Source organism: Leifsonia sp. NCR5 (assembly GCF_002105485.1).
Taxonomy (GTDB): domain Bacteria; phylum Actinomycetota; class Actinomycetes; order Actinomycetales; family Microbacteriaceae; genus Leifsonia.
Window position 1 is genome coordinate 1 of the sequence record NZ_NCSR01000005.1, and the last position, 21717, is coordinate 21717.

Consider the following 21717-nt stretch of genomic DNA (forward strand, 5'->3'; position numbering starts at 1 on the left):
TGGTGCGGGCGCGGGGGCGTCGCCGGGGGCTGCGGCTTCTGGTGGCGTTGCCGCTGGCGTGGCTGGCGGCGTGTCCGGTGCGGCGGGGGCACCTGGGCCGGGCGTGTGGACCGCCGATGCGGCAGGCACGGCCACGGGGCCGGAGACGGCGGCGGACGCGGCGGGGGCCGCTTCCGCCACCACGTCGGCACCGGATGCGGCGGGTGCACCGGATGCGTCAGGTGCGTCGGGTGCACCGGATGCGGCGGACACCGTTCCGCTCGACTCCCCGGCAGACGCCACAGAGGCCGACTCCTCAGCGACCAAGCCCTTGCTCGACGTCACCGCCGAGCCGACCGAGCCGCCCGCGCCGACCGTCGGCGCCTCGCAGGAGGACGTGGACGGCTGGCGCACCAGGCACGCCAGCTGGCAGGCCGAGCACGCGCAGTGGAAGGCCAGGCTCGACGAGGACATGCGCGCCGTGAAGCGGCAGCGCGCCGCGGAGATGCGCGCCCAGGCGTCGGTCGCGACCGCGGAGGCGGCCGCGCAGCGCAGGGCGTACCGGGCCGCGAACCCACGGATCGGCGCTGCGTTCGGCTGGGCGACGATCGGCCTCGCCCTCGTGGCTGCCGCCATCGTGTCCGCCATCTGGGAGCCCACCACCGGCTTGACCGGTTACGGCGTGACCGCCGCCCTCGCCGCTGCCACGCTCGTCTTCGGCGTCGCGACGCTGATCGCCGGGCTGGCCAGGAGGCGCAGCGGGTTCCTGATCTTCCTCGGCATCCTGCTCGCCGTGGTCACACTGGTGACGGCGTGGGTGCCGCGCAGCGGTCAGATCGTCTTCGACGGAGCCTGGCTGCGACCGACGGGGAACGCTCAGTACGCTCAGCCGTTCGGTGACACGACGATCGTCTTCGAGGATGCTCTCGAATCGCACCGCGGAACTCCGGTGGTCGACTTCGTCAAGGGCGGGGGCACCACCACCCTCCTCCTCGGAGCGGACAAGACGGTCTCGATCGTCGCGACCACCCGCGGCCAGGGGATCTCGGTGGGCGACGCCGACGGAGGCCGCACCGAGCACACCTGCACGACGTCCGACGACGACCGTCTCTGCACCGTGGACCTGATGGTCGGGCCGTCGAAGAAGGCGGACGCGATCGTCCGCGTCCAGCAGTTCGACCAGGTGGTCGTCCAGCAGAGCACCGAGGAGGTCGCACGATGAGCGTGACCGGAAACACAGCGGGCACCAACGCAGACAGCACCCCGACGGTCGTCTTCGGCCAGGAACCGGGATGGGGCGCGCAGCAGCAGCAGCCCAGCGCATCCCGTGGCTCGGCGCAGATCCGCTGGGGCGGGGTGGTCTGGGGGGCCATACTCATCGTCTTCGCCGGCGGCACCCTCGCCGTGCTCTCCGCCCGCGACCGGCTGATCGCCGCGCAGGTGTGGTTCGCGTCCCTCACGCCGGCGAGCGCGTGGGCTCTCGGCCTCGCGGTCGCGGGCGGGATCATCGTGGTGCTCGCCGTTCTCGGCGGAGTGAGGAGCGCTCAGCGCCGCCGCCGGGCATGATGGGTGGATGAGCGCTCGTCCCCCCGGAGGTCCAGCCGTCGTCGTCCGTGACCTGCGGAAGTCGTACGGGCCGTTCGAGGCCGTCCGAGGGGTCAGCTTCGACATCGAGCAGGGCGAGACCTTCGCCCTGCTCGGCCCCAATGGGGCGGGCAAGAGCACCACCATCGAGATCCTCGAGGGCTACCGGGATCGCAGCTCGGGCGAGGTGAGCGTGCTCGGCGTCGACCCGCACCGCGGAGGGTCGGCGTGGAAGGCGCGACTCGGGATCGTCCTGCAGTCCGGCGGGGAGGCCGCCGATGTGACGGTGCGCGAGCAGGTGGCGCACTTCTCGCGCTTCTACCCGGCCAGGCGGGATGTTGACGAGCTGATCGCGGCCGTCGGGCTCGCAGAGAAGGCGAAGGTGCGCATCCGGAATCTGTCGGGTGGTCAGCGACGACGGCTGGATGTGGCGCTCGGCGTGATCGGGCGGCCGGAGCTGCTGTTCCTGGACGAGCCGACCACCGGGTTCGACCCCGAGGCGCGGCGCGAGTTCTGGCAGCTGGTCCGCGACCTTAAACGCGAAGGGACGACGATCCTGCTCACCACCCACTACCTCGACGAGGCCGCGCAGCTGAGCGACAGGGTCGCGGTGATCGCGCGCGGCGAACTGATCGACATCGGGGCGGTCGACACCATCGGAGACCGAGCGGCTCGCATCCCGATCGTGCGGTGGCGCGATGCAGACGGGCGGCTGCGCGAAGAGCGCACGGACGCGCCGGCGGCGGTGGTCGCCCGCCTGACCGCCGAGGTGGGCGGCGAACCGCGGGACCTCGAGGTGATCCGGCCGAGCCTGGAGGACGTGTATCTGGGGTTGGTGCAGGCGGCGGAATCGTCGGCGTCTGCTTCTACCGGGTCGGAGTCCGTAGCATGAGGACGCTTCCGCTCGGCTTCGTCCGCATCCGGTACGAGGTGCTCACCTATTTCCGCCAGGCCGACACCATCTTCTTCACCTTCCTCTTCCCCGTGGTCATGCTCGGGATCTTCTCCGTCGCGTTCCAGGGCCTCGGCAAGGTGGGCGAGGCGCCGGACGGCTCCGGCGGCATCAGCCAGGCCGCCTACTATCTGCCCGGCATGATCGCGGCGGGCATCCTGCTGAGCGGCGTGCAGAACCTCGCCGTCGACATCGCCGTGGAGAAGAGCGACGGCACCCTGAAACGCCTCGGCGGCACCCCGCTGCCCGTCGTCTCGTACTTCATCGGGAAGATGGGGCAGGTGATCGTCACGAGCATCCTGCAGATCGCGCTGCTGCTGGTGATGGCGAGGGTGCTGTTCGGCGTCGAACTGCCGACGGAGCCGGAGCTGTGGCTGCGGTTCGCGTGGATCTACGCGCTGGGCATCGTGACGTCGGCCGTGCTCGGGATCGCGCTGTCCGCCGTGCCGCGCACGGGCAAGAGCGCGACGGCCGTGATCATCCCGATCGTGCTCGTGCTGCAGTTCATCTCCGGCGTGTACCTGGCGTTCAACCTGCTGCCGGAGTGGTTGCGCAACATCGCGAGCATCTTTCCGCTGAAGTGGATCGCGCAAGGGATGCGCAGCGTGTTCCTGCCCGCATCGTTCGAGTCGCAGGAGCCGAGCGGCAGCTGGCAGCTGGGGTGGATGGCCGTCGTGCTGCTGGTCTGGCTGGTCGCCGGGCTGCTGGCGTGCCGGCTGACGTTCCGCTGGATCAGGAAGGACGGGGCCTGACGAGCGCGACGCGCGCGTTTTCCACACCCGCGAGTTCTCCACCGATCTGAGCCCCGTGGGCCTCGGCGTCGGTGCTCTCTGGAACGATGAGTCCATGAGCACCACCAGCACCACACGAGATCAGGCCGTCGACACCCTCCGCGCCCTGGTCGGCGATCCGCAGGCCGACTTCCACGACGGGCAGTTCGAGGCGATCTCCGCGCTCGTCGACGACCGCAGGCGTGCCCTGGTGGTGCAACGGACGGGCTGGGGCAAGTCGGCGGTGTACTTCGTCGCCACCATGGTGCTGCGCTCCCGCGGCGCCGGCCCCACCATCCTGGTGTCCCCGCTGCTCGCTCTCATGCGCGATCAGGTGGCGGCGGCCGAACGCGCGGGGGTGAGGGCTGTCACCCTCAACTCCGCCAACCGCCACGAGTGGGACGACGTCTCTCAGCGCCTCCGCGACGACACAGTGGATGCGCTGCTCGTCTCCCCCGAGCGGCTCAACAATCCGCAGTTCCGCGACGAGTTCCTGCCAGACCTCATCGCCCGCAGCGGCCTGCTGGTGATCGACGAGGCCCACTGCATCTCCGACTGGGGCCACGACTTCCGGCCGGACTACCGACGGCTGCGCGACCTCATCGCCACGATGCCGGACGGCGTGCCCGTGCTCGCCACCACGGCCACCGCCAACGAACGCGTGGTGGCCGACGTGGCTGAGCAGATGGGCACGGGCAGTCACGAAGACGTGCTCACCATCCGCGGGCCGCTGGCCAGGCGCTCGCTGCGCCTCGGCGTGCTCACGCTGCCGGATGCCGGCGCCCGGCTCGCCTGGCTGGTCAGCAACCTGGAACGGCTGCCGGGCAGCGGCATCGTCTACGCCCTCACGGTGTCCGCTGCGGAGGACACCGCTCGCCTGCTGCGGCAGGCCGGGCACGAGACATACGCGTACACCGGCCAGACCGATACGGCGGAGCGCGAAGACCTGGAAGGGCGGCTGAAGCGCAACGAGGTGAAGGCGCTGGTCGCCACGAGCGCACTCGGCATGGGGTTCGACAAACCCGACCTCGGCTTCGTCGTGCACCTCGGCGCCCCGTCCTCGCCCGTCGCCTACTACCAGCAGGTCGGCCGCGCCGGGCGTGCCACGGAGAACGCCGACGTGCTGCTCCTGCCCGGGCAGGAGGACAGGGCGATCTGGGACTACTTCGCCACCGCATCCATGCCGTCGGAGGCGAAGGCGGACGCCGTGCTCGGCGCGCTGCACTCCGAGCCGCAGTCGACCCGCGCACTGGAGAGCCAGGTCGACCTCAAGCCGTCCACGCTCGAACTGCTCCTGAAGGTGCTCGACGTGGATGGGGCCGTCAAGCGCGTCGCGAAGGGCTGGATCAGCACGGGCACGCCGTGGACATACGACCGGGAGCGGTACGAGCGGATCGCCGCCGCGCGCACCGCGGAGCAGCAGTCGATGCTCGACTACGAGTCCACCGGCGAGTGCCGCATGATGTTCCTCCAGCGCGCGCTCGACGACCCGGATGCTCAGCCCTGCGGTCGCTGCGACAACTGCGCGGGCGCCTGGTATCCGGCCGCGATCGACGACTCGGCGAGCTCGTCGGTGGCGTCCGCGCTCGACAGGGTCGGGGTCGAGATCGAACCGCGCAAACTCTGGCCGACGGGCGCCGACCGGCTCGGCGTGCCGGTGAAGGGCAAGATCGGCCAGGACGAGCAGCTGGAGCCGGGACGGGCGCTCGCCCGGCTCACCGACCTCGGCTGGGGCGGCCCGTTGCGCGAACTGCTCGGGGCGGGAGCCGTCGACCAGCCGTGCCCTCCCGCGCTGCTGGCCGCGTGCATCCGGGTGCTGGCCGACTGGAACTGGGCGGAGCGCCCGGCCGCGGTGGTGGCGATGCCGTCTCGCCGCCGTCCGCAGTTCGTGCAGACGCTGGCGCGTGGCTTCGCCGACGCCGGGCGGCTCCCGTTCGCCGGCACGCTCGACCTGGTCGACGGCGGTCCGTCCGGCGAGGCCGGAGGAAACAGCGCGTTCCGTCTGTCGTCGGTGTGGAACCGCTTCTCCGCCGACGCGTTGGACCTGCCCCAGGGCGTGCCGGTGCTGCTCGTGGACGACCTGGTCGACAGCCGCTGGACGATCACGGTCGCAGGGCGCACGCTGCGGCAGGCGGGCGCGTCTGCTGTGCTGCCGTTCGCGGCCGCGCTGCGCGCGTGATGCGCGGTACTCCGGTCCTGCACACCGCATCGCCGGAGAAGTGAGTCAATTCGGGATCGTTTCTCCGTTCGAACGGAGTTCGCTGCGGCGTGTCTTACGAAGTCTCCTGCTGAACGCGAGCGCCGTCGCGCTGATGAAGCGGGAAGCCGGTCGCCGCCGTCGCCGGGATCAGAGCGAGACGCCGAGCAGCACGGGCTCCGGATGCAGGATGACGCCGAACTCGGACTGCACGCGGGCCTGGACGTACGACGCCAGCTGGGTCACGTCGGCGGCCGTCGCTCCCCCGCGGTTGGTGATCGCCAGGGTGTGCTTGTCGGAGATCGCCGCCCGGGAGCCGGGGAGCGAGAAGCCGCGGCGGATGCCGGACTGCTCGATCAGCCACGCGGCGCTCAGCTTCACCACGTACGGGCCGCCTGCCAGGCCCGGGATGTCGCCGGGCCACACGCCGCCGCCCTCCTGGTCGGGCGCTGCGAGGCCGAGCACGCGATCGGGCTCCGGAGGCGTCACCGGCCAGCGCGGTGCCGTGGCCGGAAGCGAGCGGGCGAAGTTCTCGGAGACGATCGGGTTGGTGAAGAACGAGCCGGCGCTGACCGAGTCCTGGTCGGCCGGGTCGAGCACCATGCCCTTGGATGCGCGCAGGGCGAGCACGGCGCGGCGCAGCTCGGCGACCGGCACCCGGGAGCCGAGGGCGACGCCGAGAGTATCCGCCAGCTGCGCGTACGCGATCGGGGCGCTCATCGGCGCTCCGAAGCCGCCGGGCTGGTTGCCGTCCTCCAGCTCGAGGTCCACGGACAGCACCACCCCGCGCATCCCCTGCTTCAGCACGGAGGTGCGGTAGCCGAGGCGCAGGTCGGAGCTGGTCATGGTGCGCAGCTCGCCGGTGCTCGCGTCGAGGAACTCGATGCCGGCGAGCGCAGACTCCAGCTCCTGGCCGTACGCGCCGATGTTCTGCACGGGCGCTGCTCCCGTCGAGCCGGGGATGCCAGAGAGGGCTTCGATGCCCGACCAGCCGTTCCTGACCGTGTGGGCGACCAGCGCATCCCACGGCTCCCCCGCCTGCACCCGCAACCGGATGCGTCCGGCCGGGGCGTCGAGGCGGTCGATGCCGCGGGTGACGACGTGGATGATCGTCCCGTCGAACCCGTCGTCGCTGGCGACCGTGTTGGAGCCGCCGCCGAGGAGCGCCCACTCGTCGCCGTCACGCCACACGTGGAGCGCGGTCGCGACCAGCTCGTCGCGCGTGGACGGTTCGAGCAGGCGTTCCGGCACGCCTCCCACCTGCAGGGTGGTGAGCGAGGAGAGGGCGGGGGTCTGGTCTGACATCAGGCGAATGAGACGCGGACCTGCGCCTTGCCGAGCACGGTGCTGCCGTCGAAGGTCACGGTGAGGTCGATGCGGGCTGCCCGCGACTCCGCATCCAGCTGTCCCACCTTGGCCACGACGGAGACGTCGGCGCCATCGGCCGGGTCGACGACCACGGGGCGAGTGAACCGCACCTGGTAGTCGGCGACGCTGGCCGGGTCCCCCGCCCAGTCGACGACGGGCTGCACCGCGAGGCCCATGGTGAGCATCCCGTGCGCGATGACGCCAGGAAGGCCCACCGAGGTGGCGATGTCGTCACGGTAGTGGATGGGGTTGAAGTCGCCGGACGCGCCCGCGTAGCGCACGAGGTTGTCGCGCGTCAGGTGGTAGCTCTGCTCGGCGACGACGTCACCGACGGAGAGGGTGTCGAACTCGGGCATCACTCGTCTCCTCGAACGACCAGGGTGGATACGGCGGTGACGACGTGCTCGCCGGACGCGTCGACGATGACGGACTCCGCCGTGACCATCGAGTGCGCTCCGAGCGACTTGACGCTCGTGACCGTCAGCGTCGCCGTGAGCTCGTCACCGGCGACGACCGCGCGCGTGTAGCTGAACCGCTGGTCGCCGTGGACGACCCTGCTGAAGTCGATGCCGGCATCCGGCTCGGCCAGCAGCTGGGCGAGGGTCTGCTCCTGCACGACCACCGGGAACGTCGGCGGCGCGACCAGGTCGGCGTGACCGGCGGCGCGCGCGGCCTCCACGTCGACGTTGATCGGGTTGGTGGCGAGGACGGCCCGCGCGAACTCGCGGATCTTCTCGCGCCCGACAAGATAAGGACTGGTCGGGGCGAACGTCCGCCCCTGCAACTCTGGGTTCACTGCCACTCGCCCATTCTACGGAAGCGGCGCGCGGCCCCCGCCGCGCAGGAAAAACGACGCAGACAAAGCCGCGCAGATAACGCCACGCAGACAAAGAAGAACCCCGGCGGCCGAAGCCGTCGGGGTTCTCGTGCTGGTGCTGCTGCCTACTGGCAGCTGTCGCACTGCAGCAGATCCATGGGGTCGACGGGAACCGAGTAGCCGCCAACACTGTCGCTTTCGTAGTCCATGATGGCCTCCCCTAGAAGTCTCGTTGTGCTCCGCATCTTGCGGTGTTCACCCACTATATAACCCGAATGACACGATTGTCATTCCACTACATGTAGTGTTTTCGAACTTTTTTGGCTCTTCCTTGAATTTACGCGGAACCACCGACATTTCCGTGTCGCAGACCGAGGCCGAACCGCTCACGCAACACGCCGATGGCGCCCTGGCGGTCAGCCGCGCCGCCTGCCTCGTGCCCTGCTCCCGGCCACTCGCGGAAGATCACGGGGGCGGCGTACGCGGCCGCCGCCGCGCGGGCGGTCTCCGGCGGGCAGATGTCGTCTGCCAGGCCGTCGCTGATCCAGCCGGGGGCGACGGCGTGTCTGGCGGAGGTGACGCCGTCCACGTATGCGAGCGTTCGCGCGACCGCGGTGGCGCGGTCGGGATGCGCGGTCAGGTAGTCGCGGAGTTCCAGCCACGGGCCGTTCGCCGCCAGCCGGATGCCGTCCGGCGCGTCGGTCAGGAAGGGAGCCTGGGCGAGTACCGCCACGAGGTCGGGGACGAGTGCGCCGACGCCCAGGGCGATGCCGCCGCCCTGGCTGTTGCCGATCGCCGCGACCCTGGTCGCGTCCACCTCGTCGAGGGAGCGCAGCGCATCCACGGCACGCGCCGCGTCGACGAAGACGCCGCGGTAGTAGGAGCGCCGCGGGTCGTCGATGCCCTGCAGGAGGTGGCCGGTGCTCCCTCCCTCCTGCCCGTGGGTGCCGACGAGCAGCTGGGCGAACCCGGCGGCCGCCCAGGTGAGGTCGTCGATCGGCGACAGCCGCCCCGCGCCGTAGCCGTTGGCGTGCACCACGGCGGGCACGGCACCGCTGCGGTGGTGCGGGATGCGCAGCCAGCCGTGCACCCGCCTCCCCTCCCACCCGGCGAACGACACGTCGAAGACGTCGATCGCGGACAGGCCGGTGTCGATGCGCTCGCGCCGGAGGTCGAGGGGGTGGGACCTGGCCTCGTCCAGGGCCTCCGCCCAGAAGTCGTCGTAGTCGTCCGGTGTCGGCAGCGGCTCGCGGCCGAGGAGCGCGGGGAACTCGGTGCCGGGGTGGGTGATCGTCATCGCATCGCTCCTGAGGAAATACGAAAGAAAGGGATGGGGTGGGCCAGGCGGCGCGCCCGGCCCACCCTCGGTATCAGCGGCCGGTGTATCGCACGGCGTCGGTGCGCATCAGATCGCCCGACTCCTTGACCAGCATGATGGTGTGCTTACCGTTCCGGAGGCCGGACGTGCTGAACACCTTCTGCTGGGTGCGGCGGGTGTCGCTGTGCGTGTCGACGCGCTTGACCAGCTTGCCGTCGATGTACACGTCGACCATGCCCTGGTCGGGGCCGGTGGGGGCCAGCCAGCCGACGCCCGTTCCCGAGAAGGCGTACGAGACCGAGGCGCCCGTGTCCTTCGTGGAGTGGACATCGTCCAGGTAGTCCCCGCGGAAGCCGACGTTCAGCGTGGCGGCGCCGACCGGCAGCGTCGCGAGGTACGCGGTGCTGAGCGTGACGGTCGAGCCGGACACGGTGTAGTCGGAGCCCTGTGCGAGCGTCTTCCCGTTCGCCGTGATGCCGGTGAACTCGCCGGGGTCGCGGAGAACGGAGAACGAGGCGGCGGCCGGAGCCTTGGTGTCGAACGACACCGATGACGGGTCGATCAGGTTCGGCTGCAGCACGTCGAGCCGGTCGATGAGCATGAACTGGCCGGACTTCATCACCACGCGCAGGGTGTGCTGCCCGTTGGTGAGGTCGGTCGCCGTGAACACCGTCTGCTGCGGCACATGCGGAGCGGACGGGGCGCTGGATGCGCTGATCGTCTTCACCAGCGACCCGTCGATGTACACGTCCGCGCCGCCCTCCGACGAGTCCAGCTCGGTCACGTAGGAGATGCCGGTGCCCGTGAACGTGTACGAGAACGAGTCAGTGCCCGGATGCTCGGCGTAGTGCACATCGTCCTGGTAGTCGCCGAAGTTGCGGCCGGAGCTGTACCCCCACTGACCCGAATACGCGATGCCGGGGTCGGTGTCGTTGATGCTCGTCGTGCGCGTCGGCCCGGTGGACGTGGACGGCGCAGGGGTGCCCGTGTCCGTCACGTTCACCGTCAGCGCCTGGGTGGTCGAGGCGACCTCCGCCCCGCCGTTGCGGGTCCAGATTCCGCCGTACTTCATCCCGAGCGCGTCGTCGTTGACCGTCACCGTCGCATCCCTGTCCGGCGTCACCCTGAGCAGCCGCACACCGTGGATGGGCACGTTGGAGGCCACGAACGCGTCTTTGACGCGGCCCAGGTTCTTGTGCGACCACAGGTCGCGGACGGTGGCAGGGCCCTTCAGCCCGATGTCGGACCAGTTCGCTGTCACGTCCGACTCGGAACGCCCGAGGTTGAACAGCGCGACCGTGTAGCTGCCGTCGGCGTTCAGGGCGTACCAGACCTGCTGCTTCGCGGTCGTGGACACCGGACGGGCGGGGACGCCGGCCTGGTCGACGGCGATGACCTCCTTGTTGGTGAGCAGTTCGAGGCCGAGCGTGTCGAGCTTCGTGAGGTCGTTGCCGGTGTACATCGGCGCCGCAGAGATCGCCCACAGCGTGGCCGCCGTGCGCCGCTCATCCGGGGTCAGGCCGTCCATCTTCCCGTTTCCGACGTCGAGGGAGTCGAAGTCGTTCCATCCGCCCGGACCGGCGTGCCTCCACCAGTCAGCGGCCCGCGGGAAGAGCCTGTTGATGTTGTCCCACTGCGTGAGGGCCTCGCCGCCGCAGTAGCACTCGACATCCCAGTCGACGCGCCAGCCGTTCGCGTACTGCTTCCAGTAGTCGGCGTAGTTGATGTCGAGCGCCCAGGAGAGCTCGAACCAGATGCCGTGCTTCTTGAGGGCAGACGACCACGCGGCGACATCGTCGCGCGCATCCACCGATCCGTCGCTGATGCCGGAACCGGGGGTGACGCTGTCGAACTTGACGAAGTTGACGCCGAGGTCGGCCAGTTCGTCCGCGATCGAGTCGACGTACTTCTGCGCGCACGGGTTCGAGAAGTCGATGCGGTAGCCGATCTTCCAGTAGTCGGCCTGCTGCGGAGGCTGCTTCATGATGTCGTGCGTGGTGCAGCCCGGTGCGTTCGCGATCGGGTACGCCTTGTCTGCAACCTCCGACGAGATGCCGGGGATCAGGTAGACGCCGAACTTCTGACCGTTGGCGTGCACGTGGTCGATGACCTTCTTGAGCCCCTGCGGGTACAGGGCGGCGCTGGGCGTCGGCCTGCCGTTGGCGTCGACGCCGTCGCTCCAGCCGGCGTCGACGTTGATGCGGTCGTAGCCGGCCTTGCCGAGCTTGGCCTTCATCGCGTCGGACTGGGCGATCAGCTGGTCTGCGGTGATCCACTTCCCGTTCCCGCTGTAGACCTGCATGCTGTAGCTGCTCCAGCCCAGGTACGGCGTGAGCGCCCACGGGTCGGCGGTGGATGCGGCCGGCGGGATGGGCGACGGCACGGCAGCAGTGGATGCTTTCGGTGTGGCCGTGGGCGTCGCCGTAGCGGTGGACTGCGGCGTCGCCGTGGCTTGCGGCGTCGCCGTGGCTTGCGGCGTCGCCGTGGCTTGAGGCGTGGCCGTGGCCGTCGCGCTCGGCGTCGGCGTCGTGGTCGGATCCGGCGTCGCGGAAGCCGGGACGGCGGCAGCCGCCACCAGTCCCAACGCCGCGACCGCGGCGACGAGAGCCGGCAGGCCCCGTCGCATGCGTGTTCTGCGAGTCATGCGTTCTTCCTCTCTGAAGAGCCCCTGACGCGTCGGTGCGGGAGGAGCGGTCGGTGCGGTGGGCCGTCTGGGTGGCGTGCCTGGCCTGCGTCCGGCGTCAGGGGATCCTGACGAGGTCGAAGAACATCGCCTGCTGGGGGTTGAGGGTGGGGAGCGGGACGCCGGCGACGGCGAGCACCGATCCGGGGAGGGTGGTGCCCGCCTGGTCGAGAGCGGCGGTGATCCAGGACGGGTCGGCGCTCTGGTGGCGGCTGGCCGGACCGAACTCGTCGCGGATGCGCACGCTGTACCGTGCGTCCGGGTCGAGGCCGGGGAAGCGCACGCGGCCGGACTGCCCGGGGGCCGAGGTGGCGAGCCGCGCCCAGGTGTACACGGCGCGCGAGCCGTCGTCGGCGACGATCCCGGTGAACACCGTCGCGTCGTCGGCGACGTCGGCGTTGACGATCCGGCCCGAATGGATGAGACCGCGCAGTTCCCGGTAGACGGCGCCCCACTGGGCGATGACCGCCAGTTCTTCGTCGTCCGCCTCCTGCAGGTCCCATTCGATGCCGGCGTGGGCCGTGAGCGCCACGATCAGCCGGAAGGACAGGTCCGTGCGGCGGGTCGTCGTGTGCGACCTCTCGGCGCCGAGGTGGGAGCCGATGAGCTCCGGCGGGACGAGCATCCTGGTCCACCGCTCGATCTGCAGCCGCTCGACGGGATCGTTGCAGTCGGACGCCCAGACCCGGTCGGTCCGCTGCAGGATGCCGAGGTCGACGCGACCGCCGCCTCCCGAGCAGGTCTCGATCTCGAGGTGCGGGTGGCGCGCACGCAGCGTGTCCAGCATCCGGTAGAGGGCGATGGTCTGGTCGTGCACGGCGGGGCGGTCGATACCCGCGTAGCCGCTCACCGCCTCGGAGAGGTCCCGATTGTGGTCCCACTTGATGTAGTCGACCGCGTACTCGTCCACGATGGCGCTGATCTGCCCGAGCACGTGCTCGTACGCCTCCGGACGCGTGAGATCGAGCACGTACTGGTCGCGAGCGGCCGCACCGAGTTCGCGCGGCCCGAGCACCCACTCGGGATGCGCGCGCGCAAGATCGGAGTCGAGGTTCACCATCTCCGGCTCGAACCAGATCCCGAACTGCATTCCGCGTTCCCTGACGTGCTCCACGAGCGGGCCGAGCCCGTCGGGCCAGACGGTGCGGTCGACCACCCAGTCTCCGAGGCCGGCGTTCGCGTCGCGGCGGTCGTGGAACCAGCCGTCGTCGAGCACGAAGCGTTCGACACCCACCCGGGATGCGCGATCCACCAGGGCGGTGAGCCGCTCCAGGTCGTGGTCGAAGTAGACGGCCTCCCACGAGTTGAGGGTCAGAGGACGCGGCGAGCGCGGGTGCGACGGGCGCGCCCGCAGCCGCCGGTGCAGGCGGTCGGCGATGCCGTCCAGTCCAGCACCGGACCAGACGAACAGCACCGTGGGCGCCACGTACCTGTCGCCGGCGGCGAGCGCGATCTCGCCGGGCCGGAGGCCTTCCCCGACGCCGATGACCGACGAGAAGGCGCCCGCCCCCTCGGTGAGCCGCTCGACGACGTACTCGGCGTCGCCGCTCCAGGCGAGATGCGTGGCCCACGCCTCCCCGCGGCCGAAACCGAGGTCCTCCGTTCCCGCGACGACGAGGAAGGGGGCGTCGTGCCCCGGCTTGCCGCGGCGGGCGCGGCGGACATGGCTGCCGAAGGAGAGCTCGCCGCGCTGCGGCGCCCGCTCGCGGCACCATTTGCCGGTGAAGTCGAGCATCTCGACGGCCCGATCGGGCACGGGGAGCAGGACGCGAAGGGCGTCGAGCGTGTACGGGACGTCGGTGGCCGCCGCGTCCAGCGCGACATCGCGCACGACGGAGACATCGACGGAGAGCACCCCGAAGCCGTCGAGACGGATGGTCATGGTCGACCGCAGCCCGGTGACCGCATCCTCCAGCTCGATCTCGATGCTGCCGCCGCCGTCGTCACCATCGTGTTCGGAGCGCGCAGCGACGGTGCGCGGTCGCGGTGTGGTGGCGGTCCCTGCGGCGTGGCCCTCCTGCGCGGGCGTGCCCGCCCATCCCTCGAACTCGGTGGGCCAGAGGCTGAACGCCCGGGGGATGTCCGGCGCATTGTTGAGCACGGCGGGGCCGCCGGTCTCGCGGAGGGCCGCAGCTTCCGCGTCGCTGAGCGGGCCGAGGTCGGCTCCCCAGTGCAGGACGCGCGGCACGCGTCCTGCCGTGTCGATCACGATGGATGTGCCTGCTGCACGCAGGGCAAGAACGGCGCCGTAGCCGTCGAGCATGAGGAGCTCCTAGCGAATGGAGGTTACTTGACAATGTAAATTAACCACGCTTAGTGTTTCGAGTGCAACCCCCGGAAGGACGACCGATGACGATCTCCGACGCGACGCCCGAGCAGACGCTCCGGCTCGCTTGGCACGCCCCCGCGACCCGCTGGGAGGAGGCACTCCCCCTCGGAGACGGCTTCCTCGGCGCGATGGTCTTCGGCGGCGCGGCCGGCCGCTACCAGGTCAACGACGCGACCGTCTGGTCCGGCACCCCCGAGACGTCGGCGGACGAACTCCGCCGCCTGGTCGCCCAGGGAGCAGGACCGGAACGTCTGACCGAGGTGCGCGCCGCGCTGGCGGCCGGCGACCTGGACAGGGCGGAGGAGCTGCTGCTCACCTTCGAGGGCCGCTACAGCCAGGAGTTCCTCCCGTTCGTCGATCTCGGCGTCGAGCTCCCCGGCGCGCAGCAGGTCGAGGGCGAGCCCGCCAGGATCCTGGACCTCGACCGGCGGCTCGTCACGGAGACGCTGCAGGTCGGAGGCGCCCGCGTCGAGCGCGTCTCCCGCGTGGATGCCCGGACGCTGCAGGTGTCGATCACCGCGACGGAGCCACTGCCCGAGGTGCGCCTGACCCTCACCACGCCGCTACGTGAACTGGGGCGCACGGCCTCCGGCGAGACGCTGACCATCGACGTCGCGGTGCCCGTCGACGGTGCGCCGCTGCACGAGCAGTCCGTCCACCCTCCCCTGCGCTACGCGGAGCAGGGGGACGGAGGCTACGACGGCTTCGCCGCCGCGGCCGTCTCCGTGTGGAGCGACGGCACGACGGAGCACGGAGACTCCGGTCTCGTCGTCCGTGGCGCCCGCACACTGCTGATCGCCCTCTCGTCCTCCACCCGCGCTGAGTCATGGTGGGCCGGCGCGGACGACGAGTGGCGGACCGTCTCCACCGAGACGATCCGGGACCGCGCACGGGACAGAGCCACCGGCGCCATCGCCGGCGGTCGCGCCCCGGCCGCGGATGACGAACCCCGTCATCCGGCGGCGGCGCGGTTCGCGATCGGCGGACGACGCGAAGGACTCTGGGACGTGGACACCGACGTCCTGCTGGACGACGACGGGCTGAGGGCGACCGTCGCGGCCGAGTACGGCCGGTACCTCCTCACGTCGTCGTCGCGCGCGGGCGGACCGGCCGCGAACCTGCAGGGCATCTGGAACGGCGAACTGCGCCCGGCGTGGTCGTCCAACTACACGATCAACATCAACACCCAGATGAACTACTGGGCAGCCGGACCACTCGCGGTGACGGCCTGCGCCGAACCGCTGATCTCCCTCGTCGAGCGGCTGGCGCTCACCGGGCGCGACGTCGCGCGCGAGCTGTACGGCTGCCGCGGCTGGGTGGCCCACCACAACAGCGACCTCTGGGGCTGGAGCCTTCCCGTCGGGATGGGCCACGGCGCTCCCAGCTGGGCGATCTGGATGATGGGCGGGGTCTGGCTCACCCACTCGCTCTGGGACATCTACGAGTTCACCGCGGACGACGATCTCCTGCGCGAACGGATCTGGCCGCTCATGCGGGGCGCGACCGAATTCTGCCTCGACTGGCTCCAGGTGGATGCGGACGGCGTCGGGTACCTGGCCCCCTCCACCTCTCCGGAGAACTCGTATCGGGACGCCGACGGCGTGCCGCGCGCGCTCGGGCTCACGGCGACGATGGACACGGAGCTGATCCGCTCCCTCCTGCAGCGATCCCTGCGCGCGCTGGACACGCTCGGACGGACCGACCGGCTGCGCCCGGAGATCGAGGCTGCGCTCGCGGTCATCCCCGAGCCCGGCATCGGCAGCGACGGACGACTGCTCGAATGGTCGGAGGAGGTCGAGGAGCACGAGCCCGCCCACCGCCACCTGTCAGCGCTCGTCGCCCTCTACCCGCTCGAGCTGATCACCCCCGACGGCACCCCGGCGCTCGCCGACGCAGCGCGACGCTTCCTCGACGCCCGCGGTGACGGCGCGATGGGATGGTCCTGGGCCTGGAAGATCGCACTCCGCGCCCGCCTGGGCGACGGCGAGACGGCGCACGAACTCCTGCAGCAGGCGCTCACGCGGTACGACGGCGATGCGCTCAGGCACGGGCCGGTCGACGGCTCGGAGTGGGGCGGACTCCTGCCGAATCTGTTCAGCACGCATCCGCCCTTCCAGATCGACGGCAATCTCGGCTTCCCGGCCGCCATCGCGGAGCTGCTGCTGCAGTCCCACGCGGGCGTCGTGCACCTGCTTCCCGCTCTGCCGGCGGCATGGCCGGACGGTTGGGCCACCGGCCTGGGCGTCCGCGGCGGGCTCACGGCCGACCTGGAGTGGTCGGACGGCCGCCTCGTGACCGCCGTGCTGCGCAACCCCCGGTCGGAGCCGGTGACGGTGCGCATCCGGTACGGGACCACCGACCGCGACGTTCAGATTCCTGCCCGCGGGGAGCACACCGTTCAGCATCCCGTGGACGAGTTCCCCGTACGCTTGGAGATGGAGACCGGTCGACGACAGAGGTAGGCGTGCACGAATCCACGGACGACGAGACGCGCAGACGCGTCGCGCTGCTCGGTTCGTCGTCGGATGCGGCCACGCGCGTCTTCACCGCCGTCCTCACCCGCTCCCCCATCAGCCGGATCGAGGTCGCCAGGCTCACGGGGCTGTCCCAGGCCGCGGTGACGAAGGCGGTCACGCCTCTCGTGGCCGCCGGGATCGTCAGCGACGCACTCGACCCCCAGCTGACGGGGTTGCCAGGCCGTCCGGTCAGCCCGGTCGCGATCGTGCCGGATGCGGTCGTGACGCTCGGCGTGAAGGTGAACGTCGACGAGCTCATCGGCGTCGCCACCGACCTCACCACCCGGGTCATCGCCTCCGAACGCCTGCCGCTCGCCTCGCACGACCCTGCCGCAGTCGCCGACGCCGTCGCCGACCTGTGCGATCACCTGCAGAAGAGGCTCGGCGCACTGGCATCCCGGCTGGCCCGGGTGGGCGTCGCGGTGTCCGGCGACGTCGACAGGACGACCGGTGTGGTGCGCGACTCCACGCTGATGGGCTGGCGGGCCGTCCCATTCGGCGCGATGCTGCGGGAGCGCCTGTCCGTCGACGTCGTCGTCCAGAACGACGTGAGCGCCCTCACCGTCGGGGAGCACTGGTTCGGCGTCGGCCTCGGCACTCGCTCGTTCGCGATCGTCACCATCGGACGGGGCATCGGCAGCGGCCTCCACCTGAACGGCGACGTGGTCGAGGGCGCGTACGGCGTCGCCGGTGAGATCGGTCACCTGCCGCTCACCTCCCCCGACCGCATCTGCGCGTGCGGGCGCCGCGGCTGCGTGGAGGCGGTTGCAGCGACCAGTGCGATCGAGGCCGCCGTCTCGTCCGCGCACGGACGCGCCGTGACCATCCCGGATGCGGTGGCTCTCGCCCGCGCGGGCGATCAGGCGGCGGAGCGGGCCTTCGCCGAGGCGGGAAGCGTCATCGGCGCGGCCATCGCCAGCCTGGTGAACCTGGTCGGCCCCGAACTCGTCATCATCGGCGGGGAGGGAGTGGCCCACTTCGACCTGTTCGAGGCGTCGCTGCGCCAGACCTACGACGAGCACGTCTTCTCCTCGGCAGGTCTCTGCCGCATCGTCGTCCGGCCGCACACCTTCGAGGACTGGGCGAGGGGCGCCGCCGCGACGGCCATCCGGTCCCTGGCAGGCTGACCGGCCGAACGCATCCGGAGACGCCGGCGGGCGGGCACCCGTCGAGGTGCCCGCCCGCCGTCGCGCTGACTACTTCTTGGACTTGTCGTACGCCGTCTGCAGGCTGCTCAGGTAGTCCTTCAGCCCGAGGCCGTCGAAGCCCTTCACGTACGAGTCCCAGTCCGTGTCGATGTTCTTCGAGCCCGTGATGAAGGCGAGAGCGTTCTGGGTCACGTAGTTGTCGATGTTGGTCTGCTGTGTCGCGATCTGGGTCGCCTTGGCCGGGTCGGGCCACACCCGCCAGGTGGGGTAGATCTGGCTCGTGTCCTCGTGCCCCTTGTACAGCTGGGTCGCATCGAACAGGCGACGCTCGTAGCCCGAGGTGTCGTAGATGTCCGTCGGCACGGCCTGCGATCCGCGGAACGCCGCGTTCTGGTTGTAGGTCGACAGGGCGCCCCACTGCACGGCGTTCGCCGCATCCTGGGACAGCTGCAGGTTGGTGAACGCCGGCTTCTCCGACGGGTCGAGCGCCTTGTCGCTCGCGGCGGCCTTCGCCCAGCCCTTCCCCTCCGGACCGAAGTTGCCGTCGAGCTGGCCCTTCTCGGTGAACAGGTAGTTCACCAGCTTGATGGCGGCGACCTGGTCGTTCTTCGAGGCCTTGTTGGTCAGCAGGAACGTCGCACCGGGCGTGCTGCCGAAGGCGTATGTCGCATAGTCTGCGCCATCCGGCCCGGTCAGCGGCGGCACGGCGTCGTACTGCTTGTCCCTGCCGTCCTTCGCGCCCGGGCTCACGAAGATGTACGGGTGAAGGGCGCTGGCGCTGCCCAGTACGACCGGTCCGGCGTTGTTGCCCTCCTGGGCGAGCGCTGCGGGGTTCTGCGTGAACGCCCCCTTGTCGATGAGACCGGCCTGCCACAGCGACCTGATGTACTTCAGGCCATCGCGCCATCCGTCCTTGTTGGCCTGGATGTCGACCTTGCCCTTGTTGAGCACCGTGGTGGACTGGATTCCCTTGTCCGGGTTCTGCGGGTCGTAGATGAACGCGTTCATGAAGTACGGGATCAGCGTGTCGTGCGAGTCACCGCTGAGCGGGATCTCGTCCTTCGCACCGTTGCCGTTCGGATCGCCGTCCTTGAACGCTTCGAGGACCTTCTTCATCTCCTCCGTGGTCTTCGGCATCGAGAGGTTCAGCTTCTTGAGCCAGTCGGTGTTGATCCAGAGCTTCGACGGGTACTGGATGTGCTGCGTCTCGGCCAGCTGCGGGAGGCCGTAGATCTTGCCGTCGGGAGACGTCGCCATCGCCTTGTAGTCCGCGTTGCTGTCCAGCACCTTCTGGATGTCGGGCGCGTACTGCTTGATGAGGTCGTTGAGCGGCACGGCGACGCCCTGCTGGGCGAGCTTCTCGACGTCGACCTGGTTGAACTGGTCCACCCACGGGATGAGGAGGAAGGCGTCGGGGTAGTCGCCGCTCGCCATCAGGATCTGCCGCTTCTCCGGGGCGACCGACGAGTCCTGTGTGGTGGTCTGCCAGGTGAAGTCGATGTTGAACTTCTTCGCGACCTCCTTGGTGAAGGCGTTCGTGGCGAGATCCTGCCCCGTGCCTTGCTGCGCGAAGACGCTCAGGTGCGCCGTCCCGCCGATCTTGTCGTCGCCGGCGGACGCCGAGCTGGGGGTGCAGCCCGCGAGTGCGAGCAGTGCGACGCCGCTGGCAGCGGCCGTGAGTGCTACCGAGAGTCTGCGCCGGCCGGCGCGACTGCCTGTGGTGGACATCATCGTTCGTTCCTCCTTTGGAACCTGAATTGCGTGACGGGACGTGCGGTGTTGCGGTGGGGAGAGAGCGGGGCGGCGGATCGGCCTGGTCAGCCCTTGACCGAGCCGATGAGCACCCCTTTGTTGAAGTAGCGGGCGACGAACGGGTAGATGATCAGCACCGGAACGCTCGTGATGACGATGAGCGCGTACTTGAGCAGGTTGACCAGATCCTGGTTCTGCGCCTGGGCGGCGAGGTCGTTCGTCCCCCCGTTCGTGGCGTTGAGCACCAGGATGTTGCGCAGCACGAGCTGGAGCGGGAACAGATCGGAGCTCTTGAGGTAGAGCAGGGCGTCGAAGTAGCCGTTCCACTGCCCGATCGCGTACATGAGGGCGATGACCGCGATCAGCGGCTTGGAGAGTGGAAGCACCATCGTCCAGAGGAAGCGCCACTCGCTCGCGCCGTCGAGTTCGGCCGCTTCGACCAGCTCCTCGGGGATCGCCGAGCGGAAGAACGTCCGCGCGATGATCACCTGCCAGACGGCGACGGCCTGCGGGAGCAGCAGCGCCCAGCGGGTGTCGAGCAGCCCGAGGTTCTGCACCACCATGTACGTCGGGATCAGGCCGCCGCTGAACAGCATGGTGAACAGCAGGATGGACATGATCACGTTGCGGCCCATGAAGGTGGGGCGGGAGAGCGGCCAGGCGATGCAGACGGTCAACGTCGTGCTGATCAGGGTGCCGGCGACCATATAGAAGAGGGAGTTCGCGTAGCCCAGCAGCACCTGCGGGTCTGCGAGCACGGTCTGGTAGCCCTTCAGCGTGAAGTCCACCGGCCAGAGGAACACCTGGCCTGCCGTGACCGCGTGCGGCGAGGAAAACGAGCTGGCGAGGATGAACAGCAGCGGGAGCACCACGACCAGGGCCGCCAAGATCAGGCCGAGGTAGATCACCACGAGCAGAGCGCGGTCGGAGGCCGACTCCCTGATGCGGCGCGGCTTCGGGATGCGCGTCGTGCCTGCCGGCTTCCGGCGTTCTGTCACACGGTCGATGGTCACCACAGTCCACTCCCACTCACTCGACGTGCCACCCAGTTGACGACAAGGAGCAGCACGAGGTTGACGACCGAGTTGAAGAGGCCGACGGCGGTCGCCGTACCGAAGTCGGCGTTGAGGATGCCCAGCTTGTACACGTAGGTCGCGATGATCTCGGACTGGCCGAGGTTCAGCGGGTTCTGCAGGAGGAAGGCCTTCTCGAACCCGATCGACATGATGTTGCCGACGCTCAGGATCAGCACGATCATCGCGGTCGGCATGATGCCGGGGATGTCCACGTGCCAGATCTTCCGGAGCCTGGATGCTCCGTCCACTTTGGCCGCCTCGTAGAGCGACGGGTCGATCCCCGACAGGGCCGCCATGTAGATGACCGCGGAGTAGCCGGCCGTCTGCCAGACGTCCGACCACACGTACACGTGCCGGAAGTAGTCGGGGTCGCCGAGGAAGTCGGGCGACGGAATGCCGAAGAATCCGAAGACCTCGCTCAGGATCCCGAGCCTCGGCGCCATGATCAGGATCATCATGGAGACCACGACGACCGTCGAGATGAAGTACGGGGCGTATGTGACCAGCTGCACGGTCTTCTGGAACCAGCGGTGCCGCACCTCGTTGAGCGCGAGCGCCAGGATGATCGGGATGGGGAAGCTCGCCAGCACCGCGTAGCCGGAGAGGGCGAGGGTGTTCGTGAGCAGCGTGGGGAACTGCGGGTTCTGCAGCATGAGCTGGAAGTTCGTCCAGCCGACCCACGGGCTTCCCCAGACCCCGAGCACGGGGCTGTAGTTCTTGAAGGCGATGATCGCGTTGGAGATCGGCACGTACTTGAAGATGATGAAGTACGCGAGGGGAAGCACCGTCAGCAGGTAGAGCTGCCAGTGCCTCCTCAGGGAGATCCGCCAGCGCTGCCCGAGGGTTCTGCGTCGGGATGCGACTTTCCGGGGCGGCGTCGCCGGCGACGGCGGCTTCTGAGCCGTCGAGGCGGGCCGCACACTCGTCGCGGGCGGGGCGGCCGTCACGGGAGGCGCCTCTCCTGCTCGCGATGCCGGCGATGTTCGGCGGCGCACGCCCGGGTGTTTCTCACCTTCGTCATCGAAGACTCCAATAGGTCTGTTGTGCCTGCCGACGGGTCGGCCGGCTCGGATCCGTGTACAGCAAAACCTATTTTTTTGCCGTTGTCAATAATCTATTCCGGATGCTCGCCGCGCGGGCCGGGCACTGGCCGGTTCGGCGCATCCTGGGCGGCATGGATGTTCATCGATTAACACACGGCGGCAACAAAATCGTTCGTGTGCGTTAG

At 69.7% G+C, this 21717-nt stretch carries 16 protein-coding genes and 1 pseudogene; 8 read left to right on the forward strand and 9 right to left on the reverse strand.

Features of this window, described 5'->3' with window-relative positions; genetic code table 11:
- The 5 genes and pseudogenes from B7438_RS05820 to B7438_RS05840 all read left to right on the forward strand — a co-directional run.
- Nucleotides 1-1201, forward strand: a pseudogene (locus tag B7438_RS05820) (hypothetical protein); the annotation flags it as partial.
- Nucleotides 1198-1545, forward strand: a complete 348-nt coding sequence (locus B7438_RS05825; RefSeq protein ID WP_085368621.1) for a hypothetical protein — start codon at nt 1198-1200, stop codon at nt 1543-1545. The pseudogene B7438_RS05820 and the gene B7438_RS05825, both read left to right, overlap by 4 nt.
- A 7-nt stretch (nt 1546-1552) precedes the next feature.
- Entirely contained in the window at nt 1553-2455 is a 903-nt protein-coding gene (locus B7438_RS05830; protein WP_085368622.1) for an ABC transporter ATP-binding protein, read from the forward strand.
- A complete protein-coding gene (locus tag B7438_RS05835) occupies nt 2452-3267 on the forward strand; it encodes an ABC transporter permease (RefSeq protein ID WP_085368623.1) in 816 nt (271 codons plus the stop codon). Before B7438_RS05830 ends, B7438_RS05835 begins: the two co-directional genes overlap by 4 nt.
- A gap of 94 nt (nt 3268-3361) precedes the next feature.
- Complete coding sequence (locus tag B7438_RS05840; protein ID WP_085368792.1) at nt 3362-5464, forward strand: RecQ family ATP-dependent DNA helicase; 2103 nt, start codon at nt 3362-3364, stop codon at nt 5462-5464.
- Nucleotides 5465-5632: 168 nt separating this feature from the next.
- Here B7438_RS05840 and B7438_RS05845 read toward each other — a convergent pair whose 3' ends face one another.
- The 6 genes from B7438_RS05845 to B7438_RS05875 form a co-directional block, all read right to left on the reverse strand.
- Nucleotides 5633-6787 carry a UDP-N-acetylmuramate dehydrogenase gene (locus tag B7438_RS05845; protein ID WP_085368624.1) on the reverse strand — a complete coding sequence of 385 codons (1155 nt, stop codon included), beginning with the start codon at nt 6785-6787 and terminating at the stop codon, nt 5633-5635.
- Nucleotides 6787-7206, reverse strand: coding sequence for a MaoC family dehydratase (locus B7438_RS05850; protein ID WP_085368625.1), 420 nt, complete (start codon nt 7204-7206; stop codon nt 6787-6789). The genes B7438_RS05845 and B7438_RS05850 overlap by 1 nt, the downstream gene beginning before the upstream one ends.
- Entirely contained in the window at nt 7206-7652 is a 447-nt protein-coding gene (locus tag B7438_RS05855; protein WP_085368626.1) for a MaoC family dehydratase N-terminal domain-containing protein, read from the reverse strand. Before B7438_RS05855 ends, B7438_RS05850 begins: the two co-directional genes overlap by 1 nt.
- Before the next feature lie 352 nt (nt 7653-8004).
- On the reverse strand, nt 8005-8964 hold the full coding sequence (locus B7438_RS05865) for an acetylxylan esterase (RefSeq protein ID WP_085368627.1): 960 nt from the start codon (nt 8962-8964) through the stop codon (nt 8005-8007).
- A 73-nt stretch (nt 8965-9037) separates the two neighbouring features.
- Nucleotides 9038-11629 carry a X2-like carbohydrate binding domain-containing protein gene (locus B7438_RS05870; protein ID WP_085368628.1) on the reverse strand — a complete coding sequence of 864 codons (2592 nt, stop codon included), beginning with the start codon at nt 11627-11629 and terminating at the stop codon, nt 9038-9040.
- A gap of 97 nt (nt 11630-11726) precedes the next feature.
- Nucleotides 11727-13931, reverse strand: coding sequence for an alpha-galactosidase (locus B7438_RS05875; protein WP_085368629.1), 2205 nt, complete (start codon nt 13929-13931; stop codon nt 11727-11729).
- Between the two features lie 86 nt (nt 13932-14017).
- Between B7438_RS05875 and B7438_RS05880 the strand changes: the two genes are divergently transcribed.
- Together B7438_RS05880 and B7438_RS05885 are read left to right on the forward strand one after the other, a co-directional pair.
- Nucleotides 14018-16459 carry a glycoside hydrolase N-terminal domain-containing protein gene (locus B7438_RS05880; RefSeq protein WP_085368630.1) on the forward strand — a complete coding sequence of 814 codons (2442 nt, stop codon included), beginning with the start codon at nt 14018-14020 and terminating at the stop codon, nt 16457-16459.
- A gap of 2 nt (nt 16460-16461) precedes the next feature.
- Complete coding sequence (locus tag B7438_RS05885) at nt 16462-17640, forward strand: ROK family protein (protein WP_085368631.1); 1179 nt, start codon at nt 16462-16464, stop codon at nt 17638-17640.
- 69 nt (nt 17641-17709) lie between these two features.
- Here B7438_RS05885 and B7438_RS05890 read toward each other — a convergent pair whose 3' ends face one another.
- The 3 genes from B7438_RS05890 to B7438_RS05900 form a co-directional block, all read right to left on the reverse strand.
- Nucleotides 17710-19392: an extracellular solute-binding protein gene (locus B7438_RS05890; protein WP_085368632.1), complete on the reverse strand. Its 1683-nt coding sequence runs from the start codon at nt 19390-19392 to the stop codon at nt 17710-17712.
- Between the two features lie 86 nt (nt 19393-19478).
- Nucleotides 19479-20411, reverse strand: coding sequence for a carbohydrate ABC transporter permease (locus B7438_RS05895; RefSeq protein ID WP_247597286.1), 933 nt, complete (start codon nt 20409-20411; stop codon nt 19479-19481).
- An 11-nt stretch (nt 20412-20422) separates the two neighbouring features.
- Nucleotides 20423-21436 (reverse strand): sugar ABC transporter permease, encoded by a 1014-nt coding sequence (locus tag B7438_RS05900; protein WP_247597285.1) that lies wholly within the window; start codon nt 21434-21436, stop codon nt 20423-20425.
- A 128-nt stretch (nt 21437-21564) separates the two neighbouring features.
- On the opposite strand from B7438_RS05900, the gene B7438_RS20480 reads away from it, so the two are divergent.
- Nucleotides 21565-21717 carry a hypothetical protein gene (locus B7438_RS20480; protein ID WP_168688651.1) on the forward strand — a complete coding sequence of 51 codons (153 nt, stop codon included), beginning with the start codon at nt 21565-21567 and terminating at the stop codon, nt 21715-21717.